General features: G+C 58.7%; 22 protein-coding genes. 12 read left to right on the top strand and 10 right to left on the bottom strand.

Translation table 11 applies throughout. The features are described 5' to 3' along the window. A partial coding sequence (locus DIT72_RS17710) for an IS110 family RNA-guided transposase (RefSeq protein WP_135956568.1) occupies nt 1–595 on the bottom strand: 595 nt, incomplete at its 3' end. Between the two features lie 319 nt (nt 596–914). On the opposite strand from DIT72_RS17710, the gene DIT72_RS17715 reads away from it, so the two are divergent. Genes DIT72_RS17715 through lnt form a run of 4 tightly spaced genes read left to right on the top strand, consistent with a single transcriptional unit; the run spans nt 915 to nt 4,756 of the window. Then, nucleotides 915–1,898, top strand: coding sequence for a PhoH family protein (locus DIT72_RS17715; RefSeq protein WP_135956569.1), 984 nt, complete (start codon nt 915–917; stop codon nt 1,896–1,898). Continuing rightward, complete coding sequence (gene ybeY / locus DIT72_RS17720) at nt 1,895–2,368, top strand: rRNA maturation RNase YbeY (protein ID WP_135956570.1); 474 nt, start codon at nt 1,895–1,897, stop codon at nt 2,366–2,368. Before DIT72_RS17715 ends, ybeY begins: the two co-directional genes overlap by 4 nt. After that, the gene (locus tag DIT72_RS17725; RefSeq protein ID WP_135956571.1) at nt 2,365–3,216 is read left to right on the top strand and encodes an HlyC/CorC family transporter; all 852 of its coding nucleotides are present in this window, start codon (nt 2,365–2,367) and stop codon (nt 3,214–3,216) included. The genes ybeY and DIT72_RS17725 overlap by 4 nt, the downstream gene beginning before the upstream one ends. Further along, a complete protein-coding gene (gene lnt / locus DIT72_RS17730; protein ID WP_135956572.1) occupies nt 3,206–4,756 on the top strand; it encodes an apolipoprotein N-acyltransferase in 1,551 nt (516 codons plus the stop codon). Before DIT72_RS17725 ends, lnt begins: the two co-directional genes overlap by 11 nt. A gap of 143 nt (nt 4,757–4,899) precedes the next feature. Here lnt and DIT72_RS17735 read toward each other — a convergent pair whose 3' ends face one another. Next, a complete protein-coding gene (locus DIT72_RS17735) occupies nt 4,900–5,448 on the bottom strand; it encodes a zinc ribbon-containing protein (RefSeq protein ID WP_135956573.1) in 549 nt (182 codons plus the stop codon). A 424-nt stretch (nt 5,449–5,872) separates the two neighbouring features. Between DIT72_RS17735 and leuS the strand changes: the two genes are divergently transcribed. From leuS to DIT72_RS17755, 4 genes are all read left to right on the top strand, one after another. Then, complete coding sequence (leuS, locus tag DIT72_RS17740) at nt 5,873–8,458, top strand: leucine--tRNA ligase (protein WP_135956625.1); 2,586 nt, start codon at nt 5,873–5,875, stop codon at nt 8,456–8,458. 1 nt (nt 8,459) lies between these two features. Further along, the gene (locus tag DIT72_RS17745; protein WP_135956574.1) at nt 8,460–9,035 is read left to right on the top strand and encodes an LPS-assembly lipoprotein LptE; all 576 of its coding nucleotides are present in this window, start codon (nt 8,460–8,462) and stop codon (nt 9,033–9,035) included. Then, nucleotides 9,032–10,039, top strand: a complete 1,008-nt coding sequence (holA, locus tag DIT72_RS17750; RefSeq protein ID WP_135956575.1) for a DNA polymerase III subunit delta — start codon at nt 9,032–9,034, stop codon at nt 10,037–10,039. Before DIT72_RS17745 ends, holA begins: the two co-directional genes overlap by 4 nt. Before the next feature lie 100 nt (nt 10,040–10,139). Continuing rightward, entirely contained in the window at nt 10,140–10,403 is a 264-nt protein-coding gene (locus DIT72_RS17755; protein WP_135956576.1) for a hypothetical protein, read from the top strand. Here DIT72_RS17755 and DIT72_RS18310 read toward each other — a convergent pair. After that, entirely contained in the window at nt 10,396–10,560 is a 165-nt protein-coding gene (locus DIT72_RS18310) for a hypothetical protein (RefSeq protein WP_168355083.1), read from the bottom strand. The two genes, DIT72_RS17755 and DIT72_RS18310, sit on opposite strands and share 8 nt — an antisense overlap. A 29-nt stretch (nt 10,561–10,589) precedes the next feature. On the opposite strand from DIT72_RS18310, the gene DIT72_RS17760 reads away from it, so the two are divergent. Then, nucleotides 10,590–11,225, top strand: coding sequence for an endonuclease (locus tag DIT72_RS17760; protein WP_135956577.1), 636 nt, complete (start codon nt 10,590–10,592; stop codon nt 11,223–11,225). An 85-nt stretch (nt 11,226–11,310) separates the two neighbouring features. Here DIT72_RS17760 and DIT72_RS17765 read toward each other — a convergent pair whose 3' ends face one another. The 6 genes from DIT72_RS17765 to bioB all read right to left on the bottom strand — a co-directional run bounded on the left by DIT72_RS17765 (nt 11,311) and on the right by bioB (nt 18,829). Further along, the gene (locus tag DIT72_RS17765; protein WP_135956578.1) at nt 11,311–13,101 is read right to left on the bottom strand and encodes an acyl-CoA dehydrogenase C-terminal domain-containing protein; all 1,791 of its coding nucleotides are present in this window, start codon (nt 13,099–13,101) and stop codon (nt 11,311–11,313) included. A gap of 213 nt (nt 13,102–13,314) precedes the next feature. After that, nucleotides 13,315–15,114 carry an acyl-CoA dehydrogenase C-terminal domain-containing protein gene (locus DIT72_RS17770; RefSeq protein ID WP_135956579.1) on the bottom strand — a complete coding sequence of 600 codons (1,800 nt, stop codon included), beginning with the start codon at nt 15,112–15,114 and terminating at the stop codon, nt 13,315–13,317. Between the two features lie 384 nt (nt 15,115–15,498). Next, entirely contained in the window at nt 15,499–15,744 is a 246-nt protein-coding gene (locus DIT72_RS17775; RefSeq protein ID WP_135956580.1) for a flagellar biosynthesis protein FlgE, read from the bottom strand. 51 nt (nt 15,745–15,795) lie between these two features. Further along, nucleotides 15,796–16,488, bottom strand: a complete 693-nt coding sequence (bioD, locus tag DIT72_RS17780) for a dethiobiotin synthase (RefSeq protein ID WP_135956581.1) — start codon at nt 16,486–16,488, stop codon at nt 15,796–15,798. A gap of 52 nt (nt 16,489–16,540) precedes the next feature. Next, nucleotides 16,541–17,719, bottom strand: a complete 1,179-nt coding sequence (gene bioF, locus DIT72_RS17785) for an 8-amino-7-oxononanoate synthase (RefSeq protein ID WP_135956582.1) — start codon at nt 17,717–17,719, stop codon at nt 16,541–16,543. Between the two features lie 27 nt (nt 17,720–17,746). Continuing rightward, nucleotides 17,747–18,829: a biotin synthase BioB gene (gene bioB / locus DIT72_RS17790; RefSeq protein ID WP_135956583.1), complete on the bottom strand. Its 1,083-nt coding sequence runs from the start codon at nt 18,827–18,829 to the stop codon at nt 17,747–17,749. 40 nt (nt 18,830–18,869) lie between these two features. Here bioB and DIT72_RS17795 point away from each other — a divergent pair, with 40 nt between their 5' ends. After that, a complete protein-coding gene (locus DIT72_RS17795; protein WP_228260861.1) occupies nt 18,870–19,658 on the top strand; it encodes a ComF family protein in 789 nt (262 codons plus the stop codon). Nucleotides 19,659–19,669: 11 nt separating this feature from the next. On the opposite strand, the gene DIT72_RS17800 is transcribed toward DIT72_RS17795, so the two are convergent. Further along, complete coding sequence (locus DIT72_RS17800) at nt 19,670–20,785, bottom strand: NAD(P)/FAD-dependent oxidoreductase (protein WP_135956584.1); 1,116 nt, start codon at nt 20,783–20,785, stop codon at nt 19,670–19,672. A gap of 112 nt (nt 20,786–20,897) precedes the next feature. On the opposite strand from DIT72_RS17800, the gene DIT72_RS17805 reads away from it, so the two are divergent. After that, nucleotides 20,898–21,320, top strand: a complete 423-nt coding sequence (locus DIT72_RS17805; RefSeq protein WP_135956585.1) for a hypothetical protein — start codon at nt 20,898–20,900, stop codon at nt 21,318–21,320. A 9-nt stretch (nt 21,321–21,329) separates the two neighbouring features. Next, nucleotides 21,330–22,331, top strand: coding sequence for a serine/threonine protein kinase (locus DIT72_RS17810; RefSeq protein ID WP_135956586.1), 1,002 nt, complete (start codon nt 21,330–21,332; stop codon nt 22,329–22,331). Nucleotides 22,332–22,354: the final 23 nt, after the last annotated feature.

Here is a 22,354-nt window from a genome sequence, read left to right on the forward strand (position 1 = left end):
CGTACCAGGCCAGTTCCTCTTCCAGCTTCATGAAATGCTGGTACTGGCGGCTCAGCAATTGTCGAGCCCGCTCGGTCAATGCATTGTCGGCGTCCGCCAGGGCCAGCGGCAGCTCCCGGCGCAAGGCTGCGATTCCCTTGGGGATGATCACGCCATACTCGGCCAACAGGCCCCGCAACTGGTTGCTTATCCGGGTTCGGTCTTTGCTCACTCCCTGGCGCAGCTTGTGCAGCATCTGCTCATCCTGCTGCTCCGCACTCTTGATGGGCACCGGGCGGATCCGTCCATGCTCGCAGGCCTCAGCAATGGCCTGGGCGTCGTTGTAGTCGTTCTTCTGACCTCGCAGATACCCCTTGACGTGTTGTGGCGGCAAAAGCTCAACCTCATGCCCCAATGCCTGTATCTGGCGGGCCCAGTAGTGGGAGCTGCCACATGCCTCCAGGGCGACCGTGCAGGGCTCCTGCCGCACCAATTGCTCAAGCAATTGACTGCGGCGCACTTTGCGCTTCCAGCCGCACTGGCCTTTCGGCCCCAGCCCGTAAAGGACAAAGGTGTTCTTTGCGAGATCAATGCCAATCGTTGTAAGCTTAGTCATGGTCTCCTCCCACTCATGTCTGATAGGAAATCTCCTTCCCTATCCTGGCGCATTGCGACGCCGATTAGGAGGGGAGGAGACCATCTCATCGACCTACTTGTATTTGTACAAGCGGGCCTGCAAATAAAGAAAGTAGGTTGGATTAAGCAAAGCGCAATCCAACAATGGCCGCGGGCTGCGAATGGCCCGATATCTGTCGGATTACGACTTCGTCTAATCCGACCTACTTATATTTGTAAAATCCGGCCAGCGCCCACTCGTACCAATCATGAAATGCATACTCCCCATGGGGAGAGCCAAACCAGAACCCGGAGAACGTTTGAAAACCAACGACTCAAGACAATTCGACCTGCATCCGGTAGACCAGCACCGGCTGACGACGCTGTGCGGCCAGTTCGATGAGCACCTGAAACACATCGAACGGCGCATGAACGTCAGGATTGGCCGCCGCGGCCATCATTTCCGGGTGGAGGGCGAAACCGAGCATGTGGCTGCGGCCACCGAGGTTATCCGTCATCTGTACCGGGAAACCGAGGCCAATGACGACATTTCGCCGGACATGGTTCACCTGTTCATCCGCGAGACCGGCTTCGAGCGGCTGCCGGATGAAGTGCCTTACAGCGGCGAAGTCACGGTTATCAAAACTCCCAAACTGCAGGCCAGGCCCCGGGGGGAGAACCAGCAGAAGTACGTGCACAACATCCGCACCCACGATGTGAATTTTGGTATCGGTCCGGCCGGCACCGGCAAGACCTGGCTGGCGGTGGCCTGCGCGGTTGAGGCACTGAAGGACGAACAGGTGAAGCGCATCCTGCTGGTCCGGCCCGCGGTGGAAGCCGGCGAAAAGCTCGGCTTTCTGCCTGGCGATCTGGCCCAGAAGGTGGATCCCTACCTTCGCCCCCTTTATGACGCGCTCTACGAAATGCTGGGCTTTGAGCATGTCACCAGGCTGATCGAAAAGAGCGTGATCGAGATTGCGCCACTGGCGTTCATGCGCGGCCGCACGCTCAACAATTCGTTTATCATTCTGGATGAAAGCCAGAACACCACCCGTGAACAGATGAAAATGTTCCTGACGCGGATCGGCTTTGGGTCCACGGCGGTGATTACCGGTGATACCACACAGGTAGATCTGCCACGTGGCCAGAACTCCGGCCTGATTCACGCTGCCGGAATTTTGAGCAAGGTATCCGGTATCGGTTTCACACGATTCGAGTCACGGGACGTGGTACGTCATCCGCTGGTTCAGCGCATTGTAGAGGCCTACGATTCCCTGGATGACGGGAGTGCCACAGGCACATGAGTGAACTGACAGTGGATTTGCAGCGAGCCTTTGACCTGCCGGGCGTGCCGGAAGATGCCGATTTTGAGCACTGGGCCCAGGCAGCGTGGCTGGGCGAGGATCCGTCAGAGGTAACGATCCGTATTGTTGCCAGCGACGAAAGTGCGGAACTGAATAGCCAGTATCGCGGGAAATCGGGACCAACCAATGTGCTGTCCTTCCCATTTGAGGCGCCAGCCGGTATAACGGTTCCATTGGCCGGTGATCTGGTTATCTGCGCCCCCGTTGTCGAGAAAGAGGCAGCGGAGCAGCAGAAAACACTGACGGAACACTGGGCCCATATGGTGGTGCACGGTATGTTGCACCTTCAGGGCTACGATCATATTGACGATGGCGATGCCGAGGTCATGGAAGCCCTCGAGATACGGTTGCTCGGGCAACTCGGGTTCAACAATCCTTACGAGACAGAGGAAACGGAAAAAGACTCATGAACGACGATCAGTCGAGTCGCAGTCAGGGCAGCAGCAAGTCCTGGCTGGAGCGTATATCACAGGCCTTCTCCAGCGGGCCTGAGTCCGTAGAGGACGTGCTGGAAATCCTGCGGGACGCCGAGTCCCAGGACATCATCGATACCGATGCCATGAGCATCATCGAAGGTGCCATGCAGGTGATCGATATGCGGGTGGATGAAATCATGATCCCCCGTTCCCAGATGGTCACCGTCAAGGCATCTCAGGAACCGAAAGAGTTCCTGGGCGAAATCATTTCATCCGCCCACAGCCGCTTTCCTGTCATTGGCGACAGCCAGGACGACGTGATCGGCGTACTGCTTGCCAAGGACCTGCTCCCGCTGGCCCTGAATAACGACCTCAACTGGAACCGCATTCGCGAAATCCTGCGCCCACCGACCTTCGTGCCGGAAAGCAAGCGTCTGAACCAGTTGCTGAAGGAATTCAAGGAAACCCGCAATCACATGGCCATAGTGGTCGATGAGTACGGCGGCACCGCCGGTCTGATCACCATCGAAGATGTGCTGGAACAGATTGTCGGGGAGATTGAAGACGAACACGACTTCGACGAAGAAACCCACATCAAGGCCCGTGGAGACGGCACATATGCCGTCAAGGCGGTCACGCCGGTGGAGGACTTCAACGAATGCTTCAAGACCGAGCTGGACGAGGAAGAGTTCGATACCATCGGTGGCGTTGTATTGAAGGAATTCGGTCACCTGCCCAGACGGGGCGAGTCGGTTGAGTTTGGCGGGCTGCAGTTCACCATTGCCAATGCCGATAACCGTGTCATCCGTCTGCTCCAGGTAAAGCGTGTTGATGACCAGTAGCGCAACGCCTCAAACCACCATGCTGACATCGCCCCTCTCTGAACACTCCTGGCTTCGAGCCGTCGCTCTGCTGATCGCCGGAGCCATGCAGACCCTGACATTTTCGCCGTTTAACTGGTGGTGGCTGGGGCCGGTATCGGTTGCGCTGATACTGCTCTGCTGTTTGCCACTGGCCCCGAAAAAACTGTTTCGGGCCGGCTGGCTCGTGGGCCTGGGATTGTTCGGTACCGGTGCGAGCTGGGTTTACGTCAGCATCAGTGAGCATGGCAACACATCGGTGCCACTGGCCATTATTCTCACGTCCGTTTTTGTGGCGGGACTCGCGCTTGTTCATGGCCTGGCGTTCTGGGCGTGGGGCAAGCTGGCCAAAGACAGCACCGTCAGACGGCTGATCCTGTTTCCGGCGGTGTGGATCCTCGCGGACTGGATCCGGGGCTGGCTGCTGACCGGCTTTCCCTGGCTCTATCTGGGCACTGCACACGTTGACGGCCCCCTGGGCGGGTTTGCGCCACTGGTCGGCGTTCACGGCGTCACCTTCTGGATCACGGTGTCCGGCGCAGCAATAATCGCCTTTTGGTGGCTGGCCAGATGCACCCGCTACGCCAGCGCCGCCGTCGTGGCCGTTGTGGCACTGCTTCCCTGGGTCACCGGACCGGCCGTCTCGAACACGGAGTGGACCGTGCTCGACGAAGAGCCAACCACCTTTGCATCGATGCAGGGCAATATCCCCCAACAGATCAAATGGGACCCCGATTTTCTTCGGGACCAGATCGTGGCCTACCTGGAGCTGACGGAAGATCACTGGAACACCGACCTGATCCTGTGGCCGGAAACCGCCATTCCCATTCCCCAGGATCAGGCCGGAAAAATCATCGACCACATCGCTGAGGAGCTGGGGCAAAACAGTACTCTGATTACCGGCATCCCCTGGTATGGCTTCAGCGAGCGTATAGAGGATTTCACCTTCCACAACAGCATCATGGCCATCGGCAATGGCAGTGGTATCTACCACAAACAGAAGCTGGTGCCTTTCGGTGAATACGTGCCCCTGCAGCAGTGGCTCCGCGGTCTGATCGGCTTTTTCGACCTGCCCATGTCCAGCTTCAGCCAGGGCCCGCCCGACCAGTCGCCACTCGATGCCAATGGCACCAATATCATGCCCTTCATCTGCTACGAAGTGGCCTACCCTGACTTTGTTGCCCGCAATGCCCGCAACAGCGGCCTGCTACTGACTATCAGTAACGATGGCTGGTTCGGCGACTCCATCGGACCGTTGCAGCACCTGCAGATTGCCCGCATGCGGGCCCTGGAAACCGGGCGTTACATGCTGCGCGGCACCAACAATGGCGTCACCGCCATCATCGACCACAAGGGCCAGATCACCGAAACCATCCCCCAGTTCGAACGTGCGGTGCTTACCGGCGAAGCCTATGCCGCCGAAGGCGACACCCCCTACATGCAGTCCGGCTCCTGGCCGGTGCTGACGCTCGCTGCGATTCTTATTGTGTTTGTACGGGTGCGGGTGATTCCCAAGAACTGATTCCGGTTGTCGTCGGGGGTAGCCTGCATGGTGAGTGCCCGGCCACGGGAGCAGGTAGGTCGGATTAGCCAAAGGCGTAATCCGACACCGGATCTGATATTGACACCATTTGTCGGATTACGCTTCGCTAATCCGACCTGCGCCTACGCCGACTTACGGGGCCAGCGGCTGGTTACGCGCTCGTAGTAGTGGGAGCCGCAGGCTTCGCAGGGTTCCAGGTGGCTGGTTGCCGTCAGGCAGCGCATGTGGCCGCAGTTGAGGCATTTGAACATGCCGGCCGTTGCCACTTCGCCGCTGATGTACTGACTGGGTGCGTGCTTCTCGAGTTTCTGGTTCAGTTCAAGTGTGTCTACTTTGGTCTTGTCCGCTACCGAAAACAGCATATCTGCCAACTGGTGCTCCAGCAGCGAGATATCCAGTTGCAACCATTCCTTCAGACCTTCGCCGGTTTCCTCCACGAAATGCAGCAGGTGTTCCAGATCCCGTTTCAGGTACGCACCCAGCAGGTCTGCCTCTTCACGGGTCATCTCTTTCAGTTCGTACTCATATTCCACCGCCCGTTCGATTTCCTCTTCCAGGGTATCGCGGGTGGTTTCCTCCATCTCACTGAGCCGGGACTGGACCCGTTCCAGCATGCGGTCGTAGGCCTCAAGGGCCTTGCCTGAGAGATGATTGCGTTCTGGTTCGGTCATGACAGCTCCTTTTACCGAGTTAAAGGTGCAGCGCCGGGGTGTGCGTGGCGTTTGCAGGACACGCTGTGAATACGTCCCTGTAAGCTTGACTGCAGCATCCCTGCTGCAGACAGTCCCACAAACGCCACCCACACCCCGGCACCAAACATTGGCAGTGGCCCTGAAAATCTGACTCCCAAGGGCCGGGGGCAGAGCGGGTATGGCTGCCCAGGGATGTCAAAAACATGGATGTTTTTGTCAAGCGTACAGGGACGTATTTACAGCGTGCCCTGGGCAGCCATACCCGCTTTGCCCTTCACCATAACAACAAGCATGGCACAGTATCAGAAAATTGGCAGACTACCTGTTAAGCCTTGTGTGCGTTAGAATGTCCGGCCGCTTCGCACATCTTTTTTGATACAGGGTAACTTTGGTAATGGCAGGAATGGACCAGCAATACAATCCCCGCGATGTTGAACAGCAAGCCCGCACCTACTGGGAAGAAAATAACACCTTCACGGTGAAGGAAGAACCGGGCAAGCCCAAATATTATTGCCTGTCCATGTTCCCCTACCCCAGCGGCAAACTGCACATGGGGCACGTACGCAACTACACCATCGGCGACGTGATTTCCCGCTACCAGCGCATGCAGGGTAAAAACGTCATGCAGCCCATGGGCTGGGACGCTTTCGGCCTGCCTGCCGAGAACGCCGCCATTGCCAACAAGACCGCGCCGGCAAAGTGGACGCACGCCAATATTGCCTACATGAAAAACCAGCTCAAACAACTGGGCTTCGGTTACGACTGGAACCGCGAGCTGGCCACCTGCAAGCCGGACTACTATCGCTGGGAGCAGTGGTTCTTTGCCCGCCTGTACGAGAAAGGCCTGGTGTACAAAAAAATGTCCACCGTTAACTGGGACCCCATCGATCAGACCGTGCTGGCCAACGAACAGGTGGTTGACGGTCGCGGCTGGCGCTCGGGCGCCCTGGTCGAGCAGAAGAAAATCCCCCAGTGGTTTATCCGTATCACCGACTACGCAGAAGAACTGCTGAACGATCTGGACGAGCTGGAAGACTGGCCCGAACAGGTCAAGACCATGCAGCGCAACTGGATCGGCAAATCCATCGGTACCGAGCTGTATTTCCCGCTCAAGGGCCGTGACGATGCGCTGGACGTCTATACCACCCGTCCGGACACCTTGATGGGGGTGACCTATATGGCGGTAGCGGCAGAACACCCCATTGCCAAAACCGCGTCCGAGCGTTACCGGGAAGTCGCAGAATTTGTCGAGCAGTGCCGCAACAGCAAGGTTGCCGAAGCCGATATGGCGACAATGGAAAAAAAGGGCATCGATACCGGCTACAAGGCCATCCATCCGCTGACCCTGGAAGAGATTCCGGTTTACGTCGCCAATTTCGTGCTGATGGAATACGGCACCGGCGCACTTATGGCAGTGCCTGCTCATGATGATCGGGACCACGAATTCGCCATCAAATACCGGCTGCCGATCAAACAGGTTATCGCGCCCGCTGATAATCGCGAGATCGATACCCAGGAAGAAGCTTTCACCGAGAAGGGCATCCTGGTGTCGTCCGGCAAATACAGCGGCCTGACCAGCGCGGAAGCCTTTGACGCCATCGCCGACTATCTGGAAGAGAACGGCATCGGCACGCGCACGGTCAACTATCGTCTCCGCGACTGGGGCGTATCGCGCCAGCGCTACTGGGGCGCACCGATTCCGATGATGACCCTGGAAGACGGCAGCGAACGCCCCGTCCCCGACGACCAGCTGCCGGTCATCCTGCCTGAGGACGTGACCATGGACGGCGTTCAGTCACCCCTCAAGGCAGATCCGGAGTGGGCAAAAACCAGCTATGAAGGCCAGCCTGCCACACTCGAAACCGATACTTTCGATACCTTCATGGAGTCGTCCTGGTATTACGCGCGCTTCTGCAGCCCCAATTACGACAAGGGCATGCTGGACCCGGCTGCCGCCAACTACTGGCTGCCGGTCGACCAGTATATTGGTGGTATCGAACATGCCATTCTGCACCTGCTGTACGCGCGTTTCTTCCACAAACTGCTGCGGGACGTGGGCCTGGTAAACAGCTCCGAGCCTTTTAACCGTCTGCTGTGCCAGGGCATGGTACTGGCGGAGACCTATTACCGTGAAGACGGCAACGGCGGCAAGGTATGGATATCCCCTGCGGATGTGATCACCGAAAAGGACGACAAAGGCCAGATTATTGGTGCCGTTCATAAGGACGACGGACAGCCGGTGGTGTCCGGTGGTGTGACCAAGATGTCCAAGTCCAAGAATAACGGTATTGACCCGCAGGCCATCATTGACGAGCACGGTGCCGACACTGTTCGCCTGTTCATGATGTTCGCCGCGCCTCCGGAGCAGTCACTGGAATGGTCCGACAGCGGCGTTGAGGGTGCCCACCGTTTCCTCAAGCGCCTGTGGCGTATGGTCAGCGAGCACACCGCGAACGGCACGACTCCGACCCTGGACAGCGCCAACCTTGACGAGGGCCAGCGCAACCTTCGCCGTAAAACCCACGAAACCATCGCCAAGGTCAGTGACGACATCAGCCGCCGGCTGACGTTCAACACCTCCATTGCCGCGGTCATGGAGCTGTTGAACGAAGCTGGCAAACTGGGCGACGACGAGCCGCAAAGCCGTGCCGTGCGACAGGAAGCCCTGGATACCGCCGTGCTCATGCTATCGCCCATTGTTCCGCATATCTGCCACCAGCTATGGCAGGCATTGGGGCACGAAGAGCCAATTGTGGACGCCTCCTGGCCCACCGCCGACAAGGACGCCATGATTCGCAGCGAAATCCAGATTGTGCTTCAGGTAAACGGCAAGGTGCGGGCCAAGGCGGACGTTCCGGCGGACATTGAAAAAGACGCCCTGGAAGACCTCGCCCTGAAAAACGAAAATGTCATTCGCTTTACCGAAGGCAAGACCGTTCGCAAGGTTATCGTTGTGCCGGGCAAACTGGTCAACGTGGTGGCCAACTGATATGCAACCGGCGGCCGGTTCACTGATGCGTCCTGTGGCGGTAACACTCCTGGCCCTGCTGGTTGCAGGGTGCGGATTCCAGCTACGGGGCGCACCACCGGTGTCATCAGCTTTACAGCCATTGGCCGTGAATTGCGCGGCTAATGTGCCGGAACAACTTTGCAACGGGGTTCAGGAGCAATTGGAGCTCGGCCGGATTGAGCTGAAAGCGGCTGCCGAGGCGGATTTTGTGCTCAAAATCCGTAACTTCAGCCAGGATCGGAGAGCCAGTGCCATCACCGTCCGTGCAGCTGCCGACGAGATTACCCTGCGACATGCCGTTGACATCGAAGTAATCACCGCAGACAACATCCCGCTGATTGAGCCGGCCAGACTTACAAGCAGTGAAACGTTTCGCTACGACGAATCCAACGTGCTGGCCAAACAACGGGAAGAGGACGATTTGCAGCAAAAGCTCTACGATCGCCTGGCACAACAGATCATCTTTCGCCTGGCCCCGATCGACGAAGAACGCATTGAACGCATGCGGCGGGAAGCGGAAGAGGCCCGCAGCGAAGACCCTGAGCCCTCGTCATGAAGACGCAGGCGCACCAGTTGCCCCAGCTACTGCAGAAAGGCCTGTCCCCGGTCTATCTGATATCGGGGGATGAGCCATTGCTGGTTCAGGAATGCTGCGACCAGGTCCGCAAGGCTGCCCGTGAGGCCGGCTTTGAAGACCGGGTTACCTTCCACGCGGACCAGCAACTGGACTGGAACAGGGTCGGCGAGGAACTCGGCGCGCTCTCACTGTTCGCCGAAAAGCGCCGCATTGAAATACACCTTCCCACAGGCAAGCTCGGGGATGGCCGCGCGGTTATGGAGAGCACGCTGCAGAATCCATCGGATGACATCATCCTGCTGTTGATCAGTGCCCGCCTCGATGCGGCTGAAACCCGCCGCAAATGGTACAAGGAACTCCAGAACCAGGGCGTGCATGTGCCGGTGTGGCCCATTGATGCGGACAGGTTTTCGGGATGGCTGCAACAACGGGCCCGCAATCATGGCCTCAGCCTGACCCGTGGTGCCCTGGCGATGCTTGCGGAACGCCTGGAGGGCAACCTGCTGGCTGCAAGCCAGGAACTGGACCGCCTGGCGCTGCTGGGCTCCGGTACTACCATTGACGAAGAAATGGTGGAGCAGGCTGTTCAGGACAGCTCCCGCTTTAACGGGTTCGAGCTGGTAACGGAACTGCTTGCTGGCAGAGCCACCCATGCCCGGAAAATCATCGGTGTACTGCAGCAGGAAGGTGAAAACCCGCTGGGTCTTTTGACTGTGCTCTCCCGGGATCTGAACCTGACCATGGAACTGAACATTGCTACAGCCAAACGCGAGAACACTGCCGGTTTCCTGAAAAAGCGGGGGGTGTTCCAGCCGCAGCGCGCGAAAGCCGTAGAGCAGGCGGCCAGGCGCCTGAACCGCCGCCAGCTTATGACAGCGCTGGAGCTTTGCAGTGCCACTGATCGTGCCGCCAAGGGCTTTGACAGCCTGTCTCCCTGGCATCACCTGCAGGACATGATCACCCTGCTGGCCAGGCCCGCCTGATCCATATCAAAACCATCGCGATCCGCGCCAGTCCCGCTTGACAGTTTTTCACGTTCGGTAGCATGGTATAGTCTTCAAGCCATCAAAGGAGGTGTGTGATATGAGTTTCCAGGATGATCTGAAGCAGCTGTCGGAAAAGATAAAACAGTATCGTGACGAAGCCCGGGTACAGATGCATCTGGCCAGGGAAGACGTGAGAGACGAATGGGATGACCTGGAAAAGGACTGGGAGCGTTTTCGCGGCAAGCTCGACAGCGTTCTGCATGACGCTGATGATGCGTCAAAAGAGGCGCGCCAGACTGCCCACAAGCTTGGCGAAGACCTCAAGTCCGGCTACCAGAGTATCCGTAGCCGGCTCAAGTAAAGTGTAAACCGGTTAACAGATTGCTACAAATACCCACCAGCAGGCTCTTTTCAAAAAGGGCCTCTGTGCCATACTTCTCATTGGAAGTGAATGAAGCGTCATTTTCCTGCCTGACCCGGCCATCGAGCACCCATTCATGGCCCATCAGCAAAGCCACTTCTGAACACCGGGAGGTACAAATGGCCTATGAAAACTCTGACCGTCTTCCTGTTAACCCTCTCCGTATTGCTCGCTTCCTCGCTGGTCAGTAGCCAGAACACCCGCTTCAGCGACCCGGAAACGGTGGTCCAGAACGAATTCTGGGGGAAGCTCCACGCCCGGGGCGGAACCTCCTTCTTTTGTGAAACCCCCTTCACCAGCAAGGGTTTCTTGCTGACGGAGGGTTACATCTACCCGCTGGCTCAGGTCCGCAGCGCCCTTGATTGTGGCACGACGAGCCAGTGTGCCAACCACGACCGATACCGGCAAATTGCTTCTGACCTTCACAACATGGTGCCGGTTCGCAATCGTATCGAAATGAGGCGGCGCAATGCCCGTTACGAGGAACTGGGCTCGACCGGCAAGCCGGATGAATGTGACATTCGTGAAAGCGCCCAGTTCTTTGAGCCTCCGCACCGTGTAAAAGGCGACGTCGCCAGAACCGTCGCCTACATGGTTGATACCTATGACCTGCCCTGGGCGGGAGCTAGCGGGGTATTCAAAAGCTGGAACCGGATGGATCCTCCGGATGACCGGGAACTGACCCGTCATCGCCAGGTCGCCGAGATCCAGGGCAACGAAAACTCCTTCGTACTGGAACCCGGCAGACTGGAAAATCTCTGACGCAATATCCTCGCCCATGAAAAAGGCAGGCCCCGGTTACTTTATGGAGCCTGCCTTTTCAACTCACCATTTTGTCCCGGAAGGATCAGAATTCCTCGGCCGTCAGCGCCATCATGGAGCCGCTACCACTGCGGATGCCCTCGGCGAGCGCAACTGTCTTCGGTAACAGGCGATCGAAGTAGAAACGCGCAGTCTTCATCTTGCCGGTGTAGAAGCCGGAGGTATCACCTTCCGCTTTCGGAGCCGCTGCCTTTACCATTTTTGCCCACATATAACCCAGGGCGGTCAGGCCGAACAGGTCCAGGTAATCAACCGAAGCCGCACCGACCGCATCGGGATTGTCGCCAGCCTGACTGATCACATGCTCGGTCACATCAGACAGACGCTCGAAGGCGGCTGCCAGCGGCTCAAGGAAGGGACGCAGGGTTTCGTCGCCGCTGTTCTCTTCGATGAATGTGGCGACATCCTCGGCAAACAGTTCATACAGTCTGCCCTGGGTGCCGACGACCTTCCGGCCCATCAGGTCCAGCGCCTGGATGCCGTTGGTGCCTTCGTAGATCTGGGTGATACGGCAGTCGCGAACCAGCTGCTCCTGGCCCCACTCGCGGATAAAGCCGTGGCCGCCGAAAACCTGCTGGCCCATGATACAGGCATCCAGGCCACGATCGGTGAGGAAGGCTTTTGCCACCGGAGTCAGCAGTGCCACCATGCCTTCGGCATGTTTTCGTCGCTGCTGGTCTTCCGAATACTTGGAGATATCCAGCCACTTGGCCACGTAGGTAGAGAAAGCGCGACCGCCTTCCACATAACCTTTCATGGTCAGCAGCATGCGGCGCACGTCGGGGTGAACCAGAATCGGGTCAGCGGCTTTTTCAGGCTGTTGGGCACCGCTAGGAGCACGGCTCTGGATACGTTCCAGGGCATATTCGCGGGCACTCTGCAGGGAGGCTTCGGCAGCGCCAATGCCCTGGACGCCGACACCCAGGCGTTCATAGTTCATCATGGTGAACATGGCGGCCAGGCCTTTGTTCTCCTCGCCAACCAGCCAGCCCCTGGCACCATCGAAGTTCATCACACAGGTGGCGGAGCCCTTGATGCCCATCTTTTTCTCGAGGGAGCCGCAGCTCAGGCTGTTGCGCTCACCGAGTGAACCATCCTCATTTACTTCAAACTTGGGCACCAGGAACATCGAGATACCCTTGGGTCCCCTGGGCGCGTCGGGCAGCTTGGCCAGCACAAGATGGATAATGTTCTCCGCCATGTCGTGCTCGCCCCAGGTGATAAAAATCTTGGTACCAGTCACCCTGAAGGAGCCATCGTCGTTAGGCTGGGCTTTGGTGCGGATGATACCCAGGTCAGTACCTGCATGGGGCTCGGTCAGATCCATGGCCCCTGACCAGACTCCGGAGTACATGTTAGGCAGGTACTTTTCCTTGAGCTCCTGACTGCCATGAGCGTCCAGGGCCAGGCAGGCACCTGCGGTCAGCATGGGGGCAAGGCCAAAGGCCATATTGGCCGCCTGCATCATTTCCTCGAACTGGGCCACCAGTGTTTTCGGCATGCCCATGCCACCGAATTCCGGGTTGCCACCCAAACCGACCCAGCCACCCTCAACGATGGTCTGGTAAGCCTCACGGAAACCTTCCGGTGTGGACACTTCGCCATCATTCCACTTGCAACCCTGTTCGTCACCCTCGCGATTCAGGGGAGCCAGCACACCACTGGTAATTTTCCCCGCCTCTTCCAGGATGGCGTCGGCGGTGTCCGGATCAACGTTCTCCGCCACTTTCGGCAGCGACGCCCACAGGGCCGGTGCGTCGAAAACTTCGTTCAGGACAAAGCGCATGTCACGTAAAGGTGCCTGATAATCAGCCATCTAAAACTCTCCACAATTCAGTCAGTCTGCGAAGTGAACAAACGCGGGCCTGTGGCCCTGCTCACTTCCTCGGCTATGTGTCCGCTCGGTTATTTTTTATGGTGGTTTATTCTACCCTAATGACGCCCCCAACTCATGAGGTACCGGCGGCCAATCCATGAAAAAAGCCCGCCTCCTGGGAGAGCGGGCTTTCTCGGTTCCCGGAAACCCGCCTTACAGGGCGAAGGCTTCTTCCGGCATGTCCATCAGGCTGTCGGCACCGGCCAGCATGCTCTCAGCATGTCCCCTGGTGCGCGGCAGCATACGCTTGAAGTAGAAGCGAGCTGTCTGGATCTTGGCGTTGTAGAACATTTCTTCAGTGGTTCCTTCCTCCATCCTGTCCTGCGCCACCTTGGCCATACGCGCCCACAGGTAGGCAAACACGGCGTAGCCGGAGTACATCAGGTAATCCACCGAGGCGGCACCCACTTCCTCACGGTTCTTCATGGCGGTCATACCGATCTTCATGGTCAGATCGCCCCATTCCTTGTTGAGGGCTGTCAGCGGCTCGATGAATTCCCTGAGCTGCTCGTTGTCGGCGTTTTCCTTGCAGAACACGTGAACCTGTCTGGTAAAGCCCTTCAGAGACTCACCCTGGGTCATCAGAACCTTTCGACCGAGAAGATCCAGCGCCTGGATACCGGTGGTACCCTCGTAGATCATACCGATGCGGGCGTCACGGACGTTCTGCTCCATGCCCCACTCTGAGATGAAACCGTGACCACCATACACCTGCATGCCCAGGTTGGCCGCTTCATAGCCAATCTCGGTCAGGAAGGCCTTGGCAATGGGTGTCAGGAAGCCCAGGGCTTCGTCTGCGGCCTTGCGTTCTTCCCCGGTCTTGCCTCTCTGGACAATATCAGCCTGCTGCGCTGTCAGGTAAATCAGGGCGCGAGCACCTTCGGCCACGGCTTTCTGGGTCAGCAGCATGCGACGCACATCAGGATGAACGATGATCGGGTCCGCTATGCCTTCGGGATTCTTGGGCCCGCTCAGCGAGCGCATGGCCAGACGGTCCTTGGCATAGGTCACGGAGCCCTGTAAGCCCAGTTCGGCCGCGCCCAGGCCCTGGATAGCAGTACCGATACGGGCAACGTTCATGAATGTGAACATACAGTTCAGGCCCCTGTTTTCCGGCCCGATCAGCCAGCCCCTGGCACCGTCAAAGTTCATCACGCAGGTGGCGTTGCCATGGATGCCCATCTTGTGTTCGATGGAACCACAGGAAACCGCATTGCGCTCACCGGCAGAGCCGTCTTCATTCGGCAGCAGCTTGGGTACGATAAACAGGGAAATACCCTTGGTACCTTCCGGAGCACCGGGCAGACGTGCCAGTACGATATGGACAATGTTCCCGGCCATGTCGTGCTCACCGGCAGAAATGAAGATTTTGGTTCCGGTAATGGCATAGGTGCCGTCGGCGTTGGGCTCGGCCTTGGTCCGCAGGGTGCCCAGGTCAGAGCCGCAGTGGGGCTCGGTCAGACACATGGTGCCTGTCCACTCGCCGCTGATCAGCCTGGTGAGGTAGGTCTGCTTCTGCTCTTCGGTACCATGCTCTTCGATGGTATTGGTCGCACCGTGGCTCAGGCCCGGATACATGCCAAATGACCAGTTGGCGGTACCCACCATTTCGCTCATCACCAGACCGAGAGAGCTGGGCAGGCCCTGGCCCCCGTAGTTGGGATCAGCCGTCATCGAAGGCCAGCCGCCCTCTACGTACTGCTGGTAGGCTTCCTTGAAGCCGGTCGGTGTTTTCACCCCGTCTTCGCTCCAGGTGCAGCCCTCCTTGTCGCCGACGCGGTTCAGTGGAGACAGTACCTGTTCACAGAATTTGGCACCTTCCCCGATAATGGCATCGACCATATCCGGAGTCGCATCTTCAGCGCCTTCCAGATTGGCGTAGTGCTGCTCGCTGTCGAGCAGCTCGGTCATTACGAATTTGATATCACGCAGGGGCGCTTTGTAGTCAGGCATGGAATCCACCTCAGGTTTTCGGTCAAAGCTGCGAAATGGTCACAGCACTCTGCCTCGGGTTTTGCTCATACGGCGCAGCATTTATTGCCGCACTGCGAATTAAACACTTGTTTGAAACATACGTTTAGAGGCACAGAATTGTCAATAGCCGTGCCCGAAATTTCTGTTGTATTTTGTGGTGATGCTTTACGGCAACGAAGGGAGGCAACGGGACAATAAGATGTTAAACAACGCGCTGGCAGGCGGCTGCCATGAACCGGGAGGTGGTTTTCCGGGTGGCAGCGACAGATTCACCGGCGTCCAGGAAGGAGGGACACCGAAATCATCATGTCAGGGAATCAGGTAGCCCTGATTAGCGACCGGGCGGTCGCGACCCAAGCGGGTTCAGGCCTTTATATCCAGAAGGGTGCCGAGAGTCTCATCGGCGGTCTTCACCACCTGTGCCGAGGCTTCAACACTGCGCTCATAAAGTTTGAGGTCAATGACCGGCTCAAGCAGCCCGCCGGCACCCTCCGCGGTACCTCGAGGACCATCAGCGCCACCCCGGGCAATCTGGCGGGCGGCGTTTTCCATTCCCTGGATGCCGTTCTGTATGCCCTGGATACCCAATCCTAATGTATTGTTGATCATAACTGCGTTGTCCAATGACCATTAATTGACTCAAGTAGGCCACATTTCCGGTCAATTTTCAAACAGACAATCCACATTCAGGCCAGTTGACAGGGTTCTGGGGTCTGCATCCTCCTGCCATGGCAGAACACCCAGGCAAGGGGCCGCCAGATGATTAAGCAGATATTCCAGGGTTTCCTGCTCACAGCCCATGATCTCTGCAACCGGCCGGTTTGCAACCCAACCGGCAATGGCCAGCCCGTCACGGCGGATGGCTTCGGCGGTCAGCAGGGCGTGGTTGATGCAACCAAGCCTGAGGGCCACCACCAGGATTACCGGCATTTTCAGCGCCCCGGGCATAGCGGCATAGGTTTCGCGGTCATTGAGCGGCACCCGCCAGCCACCGGCGCCCTCGACCAGCAGCAGATCCGCCGGGCGCATCTGCAGGCCGCGGCACAATCCCACCAGGCGTTCAGCCATTATAGTACGGCCGGCTTGAGCTGCCGCCACGTGGGGCGCAATGGCCGGCTTCAGTGCTACCGGATTGACCTGGTCGTAGGCCAGGGACTCCGACATGGCCTCCATCAGTATCAGCGCATCTTCATTGCGCAGCCCTTCAGGCGTTTCCTCACAGCCGGAGGCCACCGGTTTCATCGCCAGCGTACGTTTTCCAAGTGACGCTGCTGCCTCCAGAATGGCCGCTGAAACCATGGTCTTGCCAACGCCGGTGTCAGTACCTGTCACAAAATAACTCTTTCTGGCCATGGCCAATAGAACTCCTATATCAGTGTGGCAGGCGGCAGGTCAGCGGGCTGGGTCATACGGCTTCTGTGTCCGGCCCGGCCACGAGGGTGCGGCATTCCGCAAGCGCGGCCAGAAGCTTTTCCAGATCCGCTGTCGAATGGCCGGCACTGAAGGTCACCCGCAAGCGGGCCTCGCCATCGGGAACGGAAGGCGGCCTGATGGCTGTCACCAACAGTCCTTGCTGTTCCAGGGCCTGGCTCAGGGCAAGCGCAGACCAGTTATCGCCAACCATGATCGGCTGAATCGGGGTGCGCGACGGCATCAGTTCATAGCCCAGCGCAGAGGCTCCCCGGCGGAAATCACGGACCAGCGACTGCAAGTGGCTGCGACGACTGTCTTCACGCTCAATCAGGTCGAGGCTGGCGCAGGTGGCAAGGGCGATGGCAGGAGGCATGGCGGTGGTGTAGATGTAGGTACGGGCCTTCTGAACCAGGTAATCCGTCAATAGTTTCGGGCCGGCCACAAAGGCGCCACTGGTGCCAATGGCCTTGCCGAGCGTGCCGATCAGAACCGGTACATCCTCTTCCGATAACCCCAGCTCGGCCACGCTGCCGCGTCCATGGGGCCCGACAACGCCCACGCCATGGGCATCATCCACCACCAGCAGGGCGTCGTGTTCCCGGCACAGAACTGCAAGCTCCTTCAGCGGCGCGATGTCCCCGTCCATGCTGAACACACCATCCGTCACAACGAGTTTGTGACCACCGGTGCTGGCAAGCATACCGGCCAGCGCGCTCATGTCGGCGTGGGGATAGCGCCGCACCGTTGCGCGGCTCAGAATACAGCCATCAATAATGGAAGCATGATTCAGTCGATCCGAGAAGATAGTATCACCACGGCCCGCCAGTGCGGATATGACCCCCATATTGGCCATATAACCGGTGGAGAAGAACAGCGCCGAACTGCGCCCGGTAAATGCTGCCAGCCTGGCTTCCAGCTGGTGGTGGGCATCATGATGGCCGCAGATCAGATGGGATGATGCGCCACCCAGACCTGTGCCGGGCATGGCATCGGTAGCGGCGCGGATAATATCCGGGTGGCTCGCCAGGCCAAGGTAGTCGTTACTGCAGAAAGACAACAGCGGCACACCGTCGGAAACCAGTTCCGGTTGCTGGGGCCCGCTGATCAGCCGGCGGGTACGATAAAGCCCCGCCTGCTTACGGTTTTCAAGTTCGGCTGCAAAGTCACGCATGATCAGCTCTCACCGGCAACGACCCGCTCAAGCGGATTCGCGGGTGGCATCGTAGAACATGTGGCGGGTCTGCTCATATTCCACGGCCTCGGTAATCGCCTCTTCCGCTGCCTGCTCAGAACAGGCCTGCTGCCGCAGTTCGGGGCGGATACCGAGGCGGTCAAACAGCTCACGGTCGGCATCGGCTTCCGGGTTGGCGGTAGTCAGCAGTTTTTCGCCGTAGAAAATCGAGTTGGCTCCGGCCAGGAAGCACAGCGACTGCATCTGCTCGTTCATGTTCTCCCGGCCCGCAGACAGGCGCACGTGGGAAGCGGGCATCATAATGCGGGCAACCGCGATGGTACGGATAAAATCGAACGGGTCCAGATCTTCCACCTTCTCCATTGGCGTGCCCGGCACCTTCACCAGCATATTCACCGGGACACTCTCGGGGTGATGGGGCAGGTTCGCCAGTTGCACCAGCAGGCCAACCCGGTCGTCCGGGTCTTCACCCATGCCTACAATTCCGCCGCAGCAGACTTTCATGCCCGCGTTGCGGACATTCTCCAGAGTGTCCAGCCGGTCCTGGTAAGTGCGGGTGGTGATGATGTGGCTGTAGTACTTCTCGGACGTATCGAGGTTGTGGTTGTAGTAATCCAGCCCCGCTTCCGCCAGCTCATCGGCCTGCTCCTGCTGCAGCATGCCGAGGGTCATACAGGTTTCCAGTCCCAGGGATTTTACCTGCCGCACCATGTCCACCACGTAGCCCATATCTTTTTTCGAAGGGCTGCGCCAGGCCGCGCCCATACAGAATCGGGACGCGCCTTTTGATCTGGCTGCTTTCGCCTCGGCGACCACTTTTTCAATTTCCAGCAGCTTTTCCTTTTCCAGGCCGGTGTTGTAGTGACCGCTCTGGGGGCAGTATTTGCAGTCCTCCGGGCAGGCACCGGTCTTGATGGACAGCAGTGTGCTGATCTGAACCTCGTTGGGATCGAAATGTTCACGATGGACACCCTGGGCGCGGAATATCAGATCGTTGAATGGCAGCTCGAACAGTGCACGGGCTTCCTGCATGGTCCAGTCGTGACGGGGTACGCTGGAAAGCGCAGCGGAGAGCGGGGTGGCAGTCATGATTCAGTCCTGTTAACTTTACCGGGATTCTGGTTTACGGATGAAACAGATGATAAAGGGACTGAGATCGCTGTCAACCTTGTTAACACCAAAGGTTAACAGCGGAGAATGGATTCGCGAATCCATACAAGGTATCCGGGGCCTTCTGCCTGCCGCTGGCGGCCAGTGCATTGCCTGCCTCGAGCCTGATGCCCACTTCGGGCTCTGCGCACCCTGTCGGGAGGATTTGCCTGTCAACCACTGGCACTGCCGTTGCTGCGCCCTGCCCCTGGCGTTCGCCGGCGACGAGACTCTCTGCGGCCAGTGCCTGCAGGCCCCCCCGCCGTTCAGCCGGGTGATTGCGCCCTGGCGTTACCGCTTCCCGGTCGACGGCATGATCCAGCGCTATAAATACAACGGCCAGCGAGCGTTTGCCCGGCCGCTTATCAACGATTTTGCAGATCATCTGATAGCAGTTCTGGAAGCCGACCCGGAACTACGGCCGGATCTGCTGGTAGCCAGCCCCATGCATCCGGCTCGCCGTCGCAGACGGGGATTCAATCAGGCCGCGGATATTGCCGAGCAGATCAGCAAACGTTCCGCTATACCCTGGACCACGGATCTGGTGACAAGAAGCCGGCAAACCCGCCCTCAGCGTGGCCTGAACCGGGAACAACGACTGGCCAACCTGCGGGGCATTTATCAGGTTACTGCCATACCGCCTGCAAGGGTGGCCATTGTCGATGATGTAGTGACCACCGGCGCCACCGCACGTCGCCTGGCCGAAGTGCTGCAGATCGCTGGTGCGACGGATGTTCAGGTCTGGGCATTGGCAAGAACTCCGGGCTGACCGGCAGAAACTCAGTCACCCAGCTTTTCAGCGACTTCGTCGGCAATCGCCAGGCAAGCTGTCAGACCGGGGGACTCGATGCCGAACAGATGGACCAGCCCCGGAATGCCATGATCCTGCTCGCCATCAATGCGGAAATCCGCAAACCCGCCATCCGGCCCCGCCAGTTTCGGACGAATGCCGGCGTAGGCTGGCTGCAGGCGACTTTCATCCAGATCGGGCCACCATTGGCGGATACCCTCGGCAAACACCCGTGCCCGCCCCGGGTCCACCGAGAAATCCACCGACTCTATCCATTCAACGTCCGGCCCGAACCGGGCCTGGCCGGCCAGATCCAGAGTCAGATGTACGCCAAGGCCACCTGGCTCCGGGACCGGATAGATGAGCGAAGTGAACGGATGGTGGCCGGAATAGCTGAAATAGACCCCGCGGGCCAGCCATTGCTGCGGCACAACCACGCCGGCAGCACCGTGCCAGTGGGTCGCCAGCGGGACCGCCTCCAGGCCGGCTGCGTTCACCACACGCCGGGCCACCAGCTCACACGGCGCCTGTCCGCCGACCCACAAGCGATGCTGGCGGCCATCGCTGACCGCGTGCTCTACCGGTGCGTGACAGACAAGCTGGCCACCATGATCCTCAAGCTCGCCCAGCAGCGACACCATGACCCCGTGACTATCCACAATACCGGTTTGCGGAGAATACAGCGCCTCTTCCGCGGCGACCCCCGGCAACGCTTCCTTCAGCCTCTTTCGGGTCACCCTCTGCAGTTCAACGCCGTTGCGCCCGGCCTGCCGGCCTATGTTGGCAAGCGTATCCTGTTGCGCCTGGCCACGGGCGACAATCCATTTGCCGGTTTTACGGTGGCCGATATGGCGCTGGCGGCAGAAGTCATAGAGTAGATGCCGGCCGCGAACACACAGTCTCGCCTTGACGGAGTTATCCGGATAGTAGATGCCGGCATGGATAACCTCGCTGTTACGGGATGACAGCCCCTCTCCGAAGTGCCCACTGGCTTCCAGCACCAGCACCTCGCCGCCCTGCATGGCCAGCTTTCTGGCCACCGCGAGGCCGACAATACCGGCGCCGATCACTACTGTGTCTGTCTGCAGTATTTCCCTGTCCGTCATCGGAATTCCAGTTACCTGAGTTGTCTGGGGGAGTTTGCCCGAATCGCGTTACGGTAGCGGCCCCAAAAACGTTATACTTGCTCCAGGAAACACGTGCACGGAGCAGTAAACGATGTCTGACAGGAAGCAGTTTATAATTGTAATGGTGGTGGCCGCCATATTTGTCGGCTGGCTTGGCTGGCGTGGCTTTGAGGTGATCAGCCTCAACCAGCAGCTGAAGGCTGACGACATGGTGGCCGAGTATCCCTATCAGCACAGAGTGTTGAGAGTGGAGGGAAGCACCGCCATTATGAGCTCCCTGCGATCACACCGGACATCCACCCATGATGCGCTGAGCACTATTTTTCCCAGCATGCGCAACCTGAGCGATAACCACCGGGACTGGCAAAGGGCGGAACGTGAACTGGCCCAGGTCCAGGCCAGAGCCGGGGATATCGTCCTCAGCGCTGCCGGCGTGGACCGGGTTCGCTGGGAGCTGGACGAAAACTGGTACCACCTTGCAAAAATGCAGGCCCAACAAAGTTCGAGGCGCTAGACCTTACTTATGACCGAGATTTCAAGCCATCCATACGATGCCCTCAAACCCGATAAAATCCTCGATGCCATGGAGGGCGCGGGATTCACGGTTAACGGTCGGCTGTTCGCCCTCAACAGTTATGAAAACCGTGTTTACCAGATCGGCATTGAAGACAGGCCACCGGTCATTACCAAGTTTTACCGCCCGGGGCGCTGGAGCGAAGCACAGATTCGTGAAGAGCACGAATTTACCGCGCAACTGCTGGCGGCAGACATTCCGGTGGTGGCCCCCATGGTAATGCCCTCCGGCGACACCCTGGGCCGCTGCGACGAATTCCTGTTTGCTGTGTTCCCCCAGCGGGGCGGACAGGCCCCCGATACCAGCGTAACCGACACTCTTTACCGCCTTGGCCAGTGGCTGGGCCAGCTTCACAATATTGGTGACACCGCCAGTTTCAGCCATCGTCCGGTTATGGACGTACTCTCCGGCATCGAGGACAACCATCGTTTTCTGATCGAGAACCATTGGGTCCCCGATGATCTCCGCCCGGCGTGGGACTCGCTGATCCCTGACCTGGTGGACCATTGCGCCCGCCGGATCGATGAAGCCGGCGAGGTCCACTCTCTGAGACTGCACGGCGACTGCCATGGTGGCAACATCCTCTGTCGCGAGGAGCAGATGCTGTTTGTCGATCTGGACGATTGTCGCACCGGGCCTGCCATCCAGGACCTCTGGCTGCTGCTGAATGGCGATGACATTGAGCGCGGCCAGCAGTTCGGCGAATTGCTGGAAGGCTATGAGATGTTCCGCGACTTCAATCGCCGCGAGCGACACCTGATCGAACCTCTGCGCTGTTACCGGCAGATCTCTCACTGCACCTGGCTCGCCAAACGCTGGGATGATCCCGCATTTCCCCGCTTCTTCCCCTGGTTTGCCCAGCCCCGTTTCTGGTCCGACCAGATCCTGTCGCTACGGGAACAGCTCGCAGCGTTACAGGCCCCTTCCATTAACGTTCCCGGCCAGTATTAAGGCCGGCAAAACCGACAGAGCGG

The organism is Marinobacter orientalis (assembly GCF_004792665.1).
Classification (GTDB): Bacteria; Pseudomonadota; Gammaproteobacteria; order Pseudomonadales; family Oleiphilaceae; genus Marinobacter; species Marinobacter orientalis.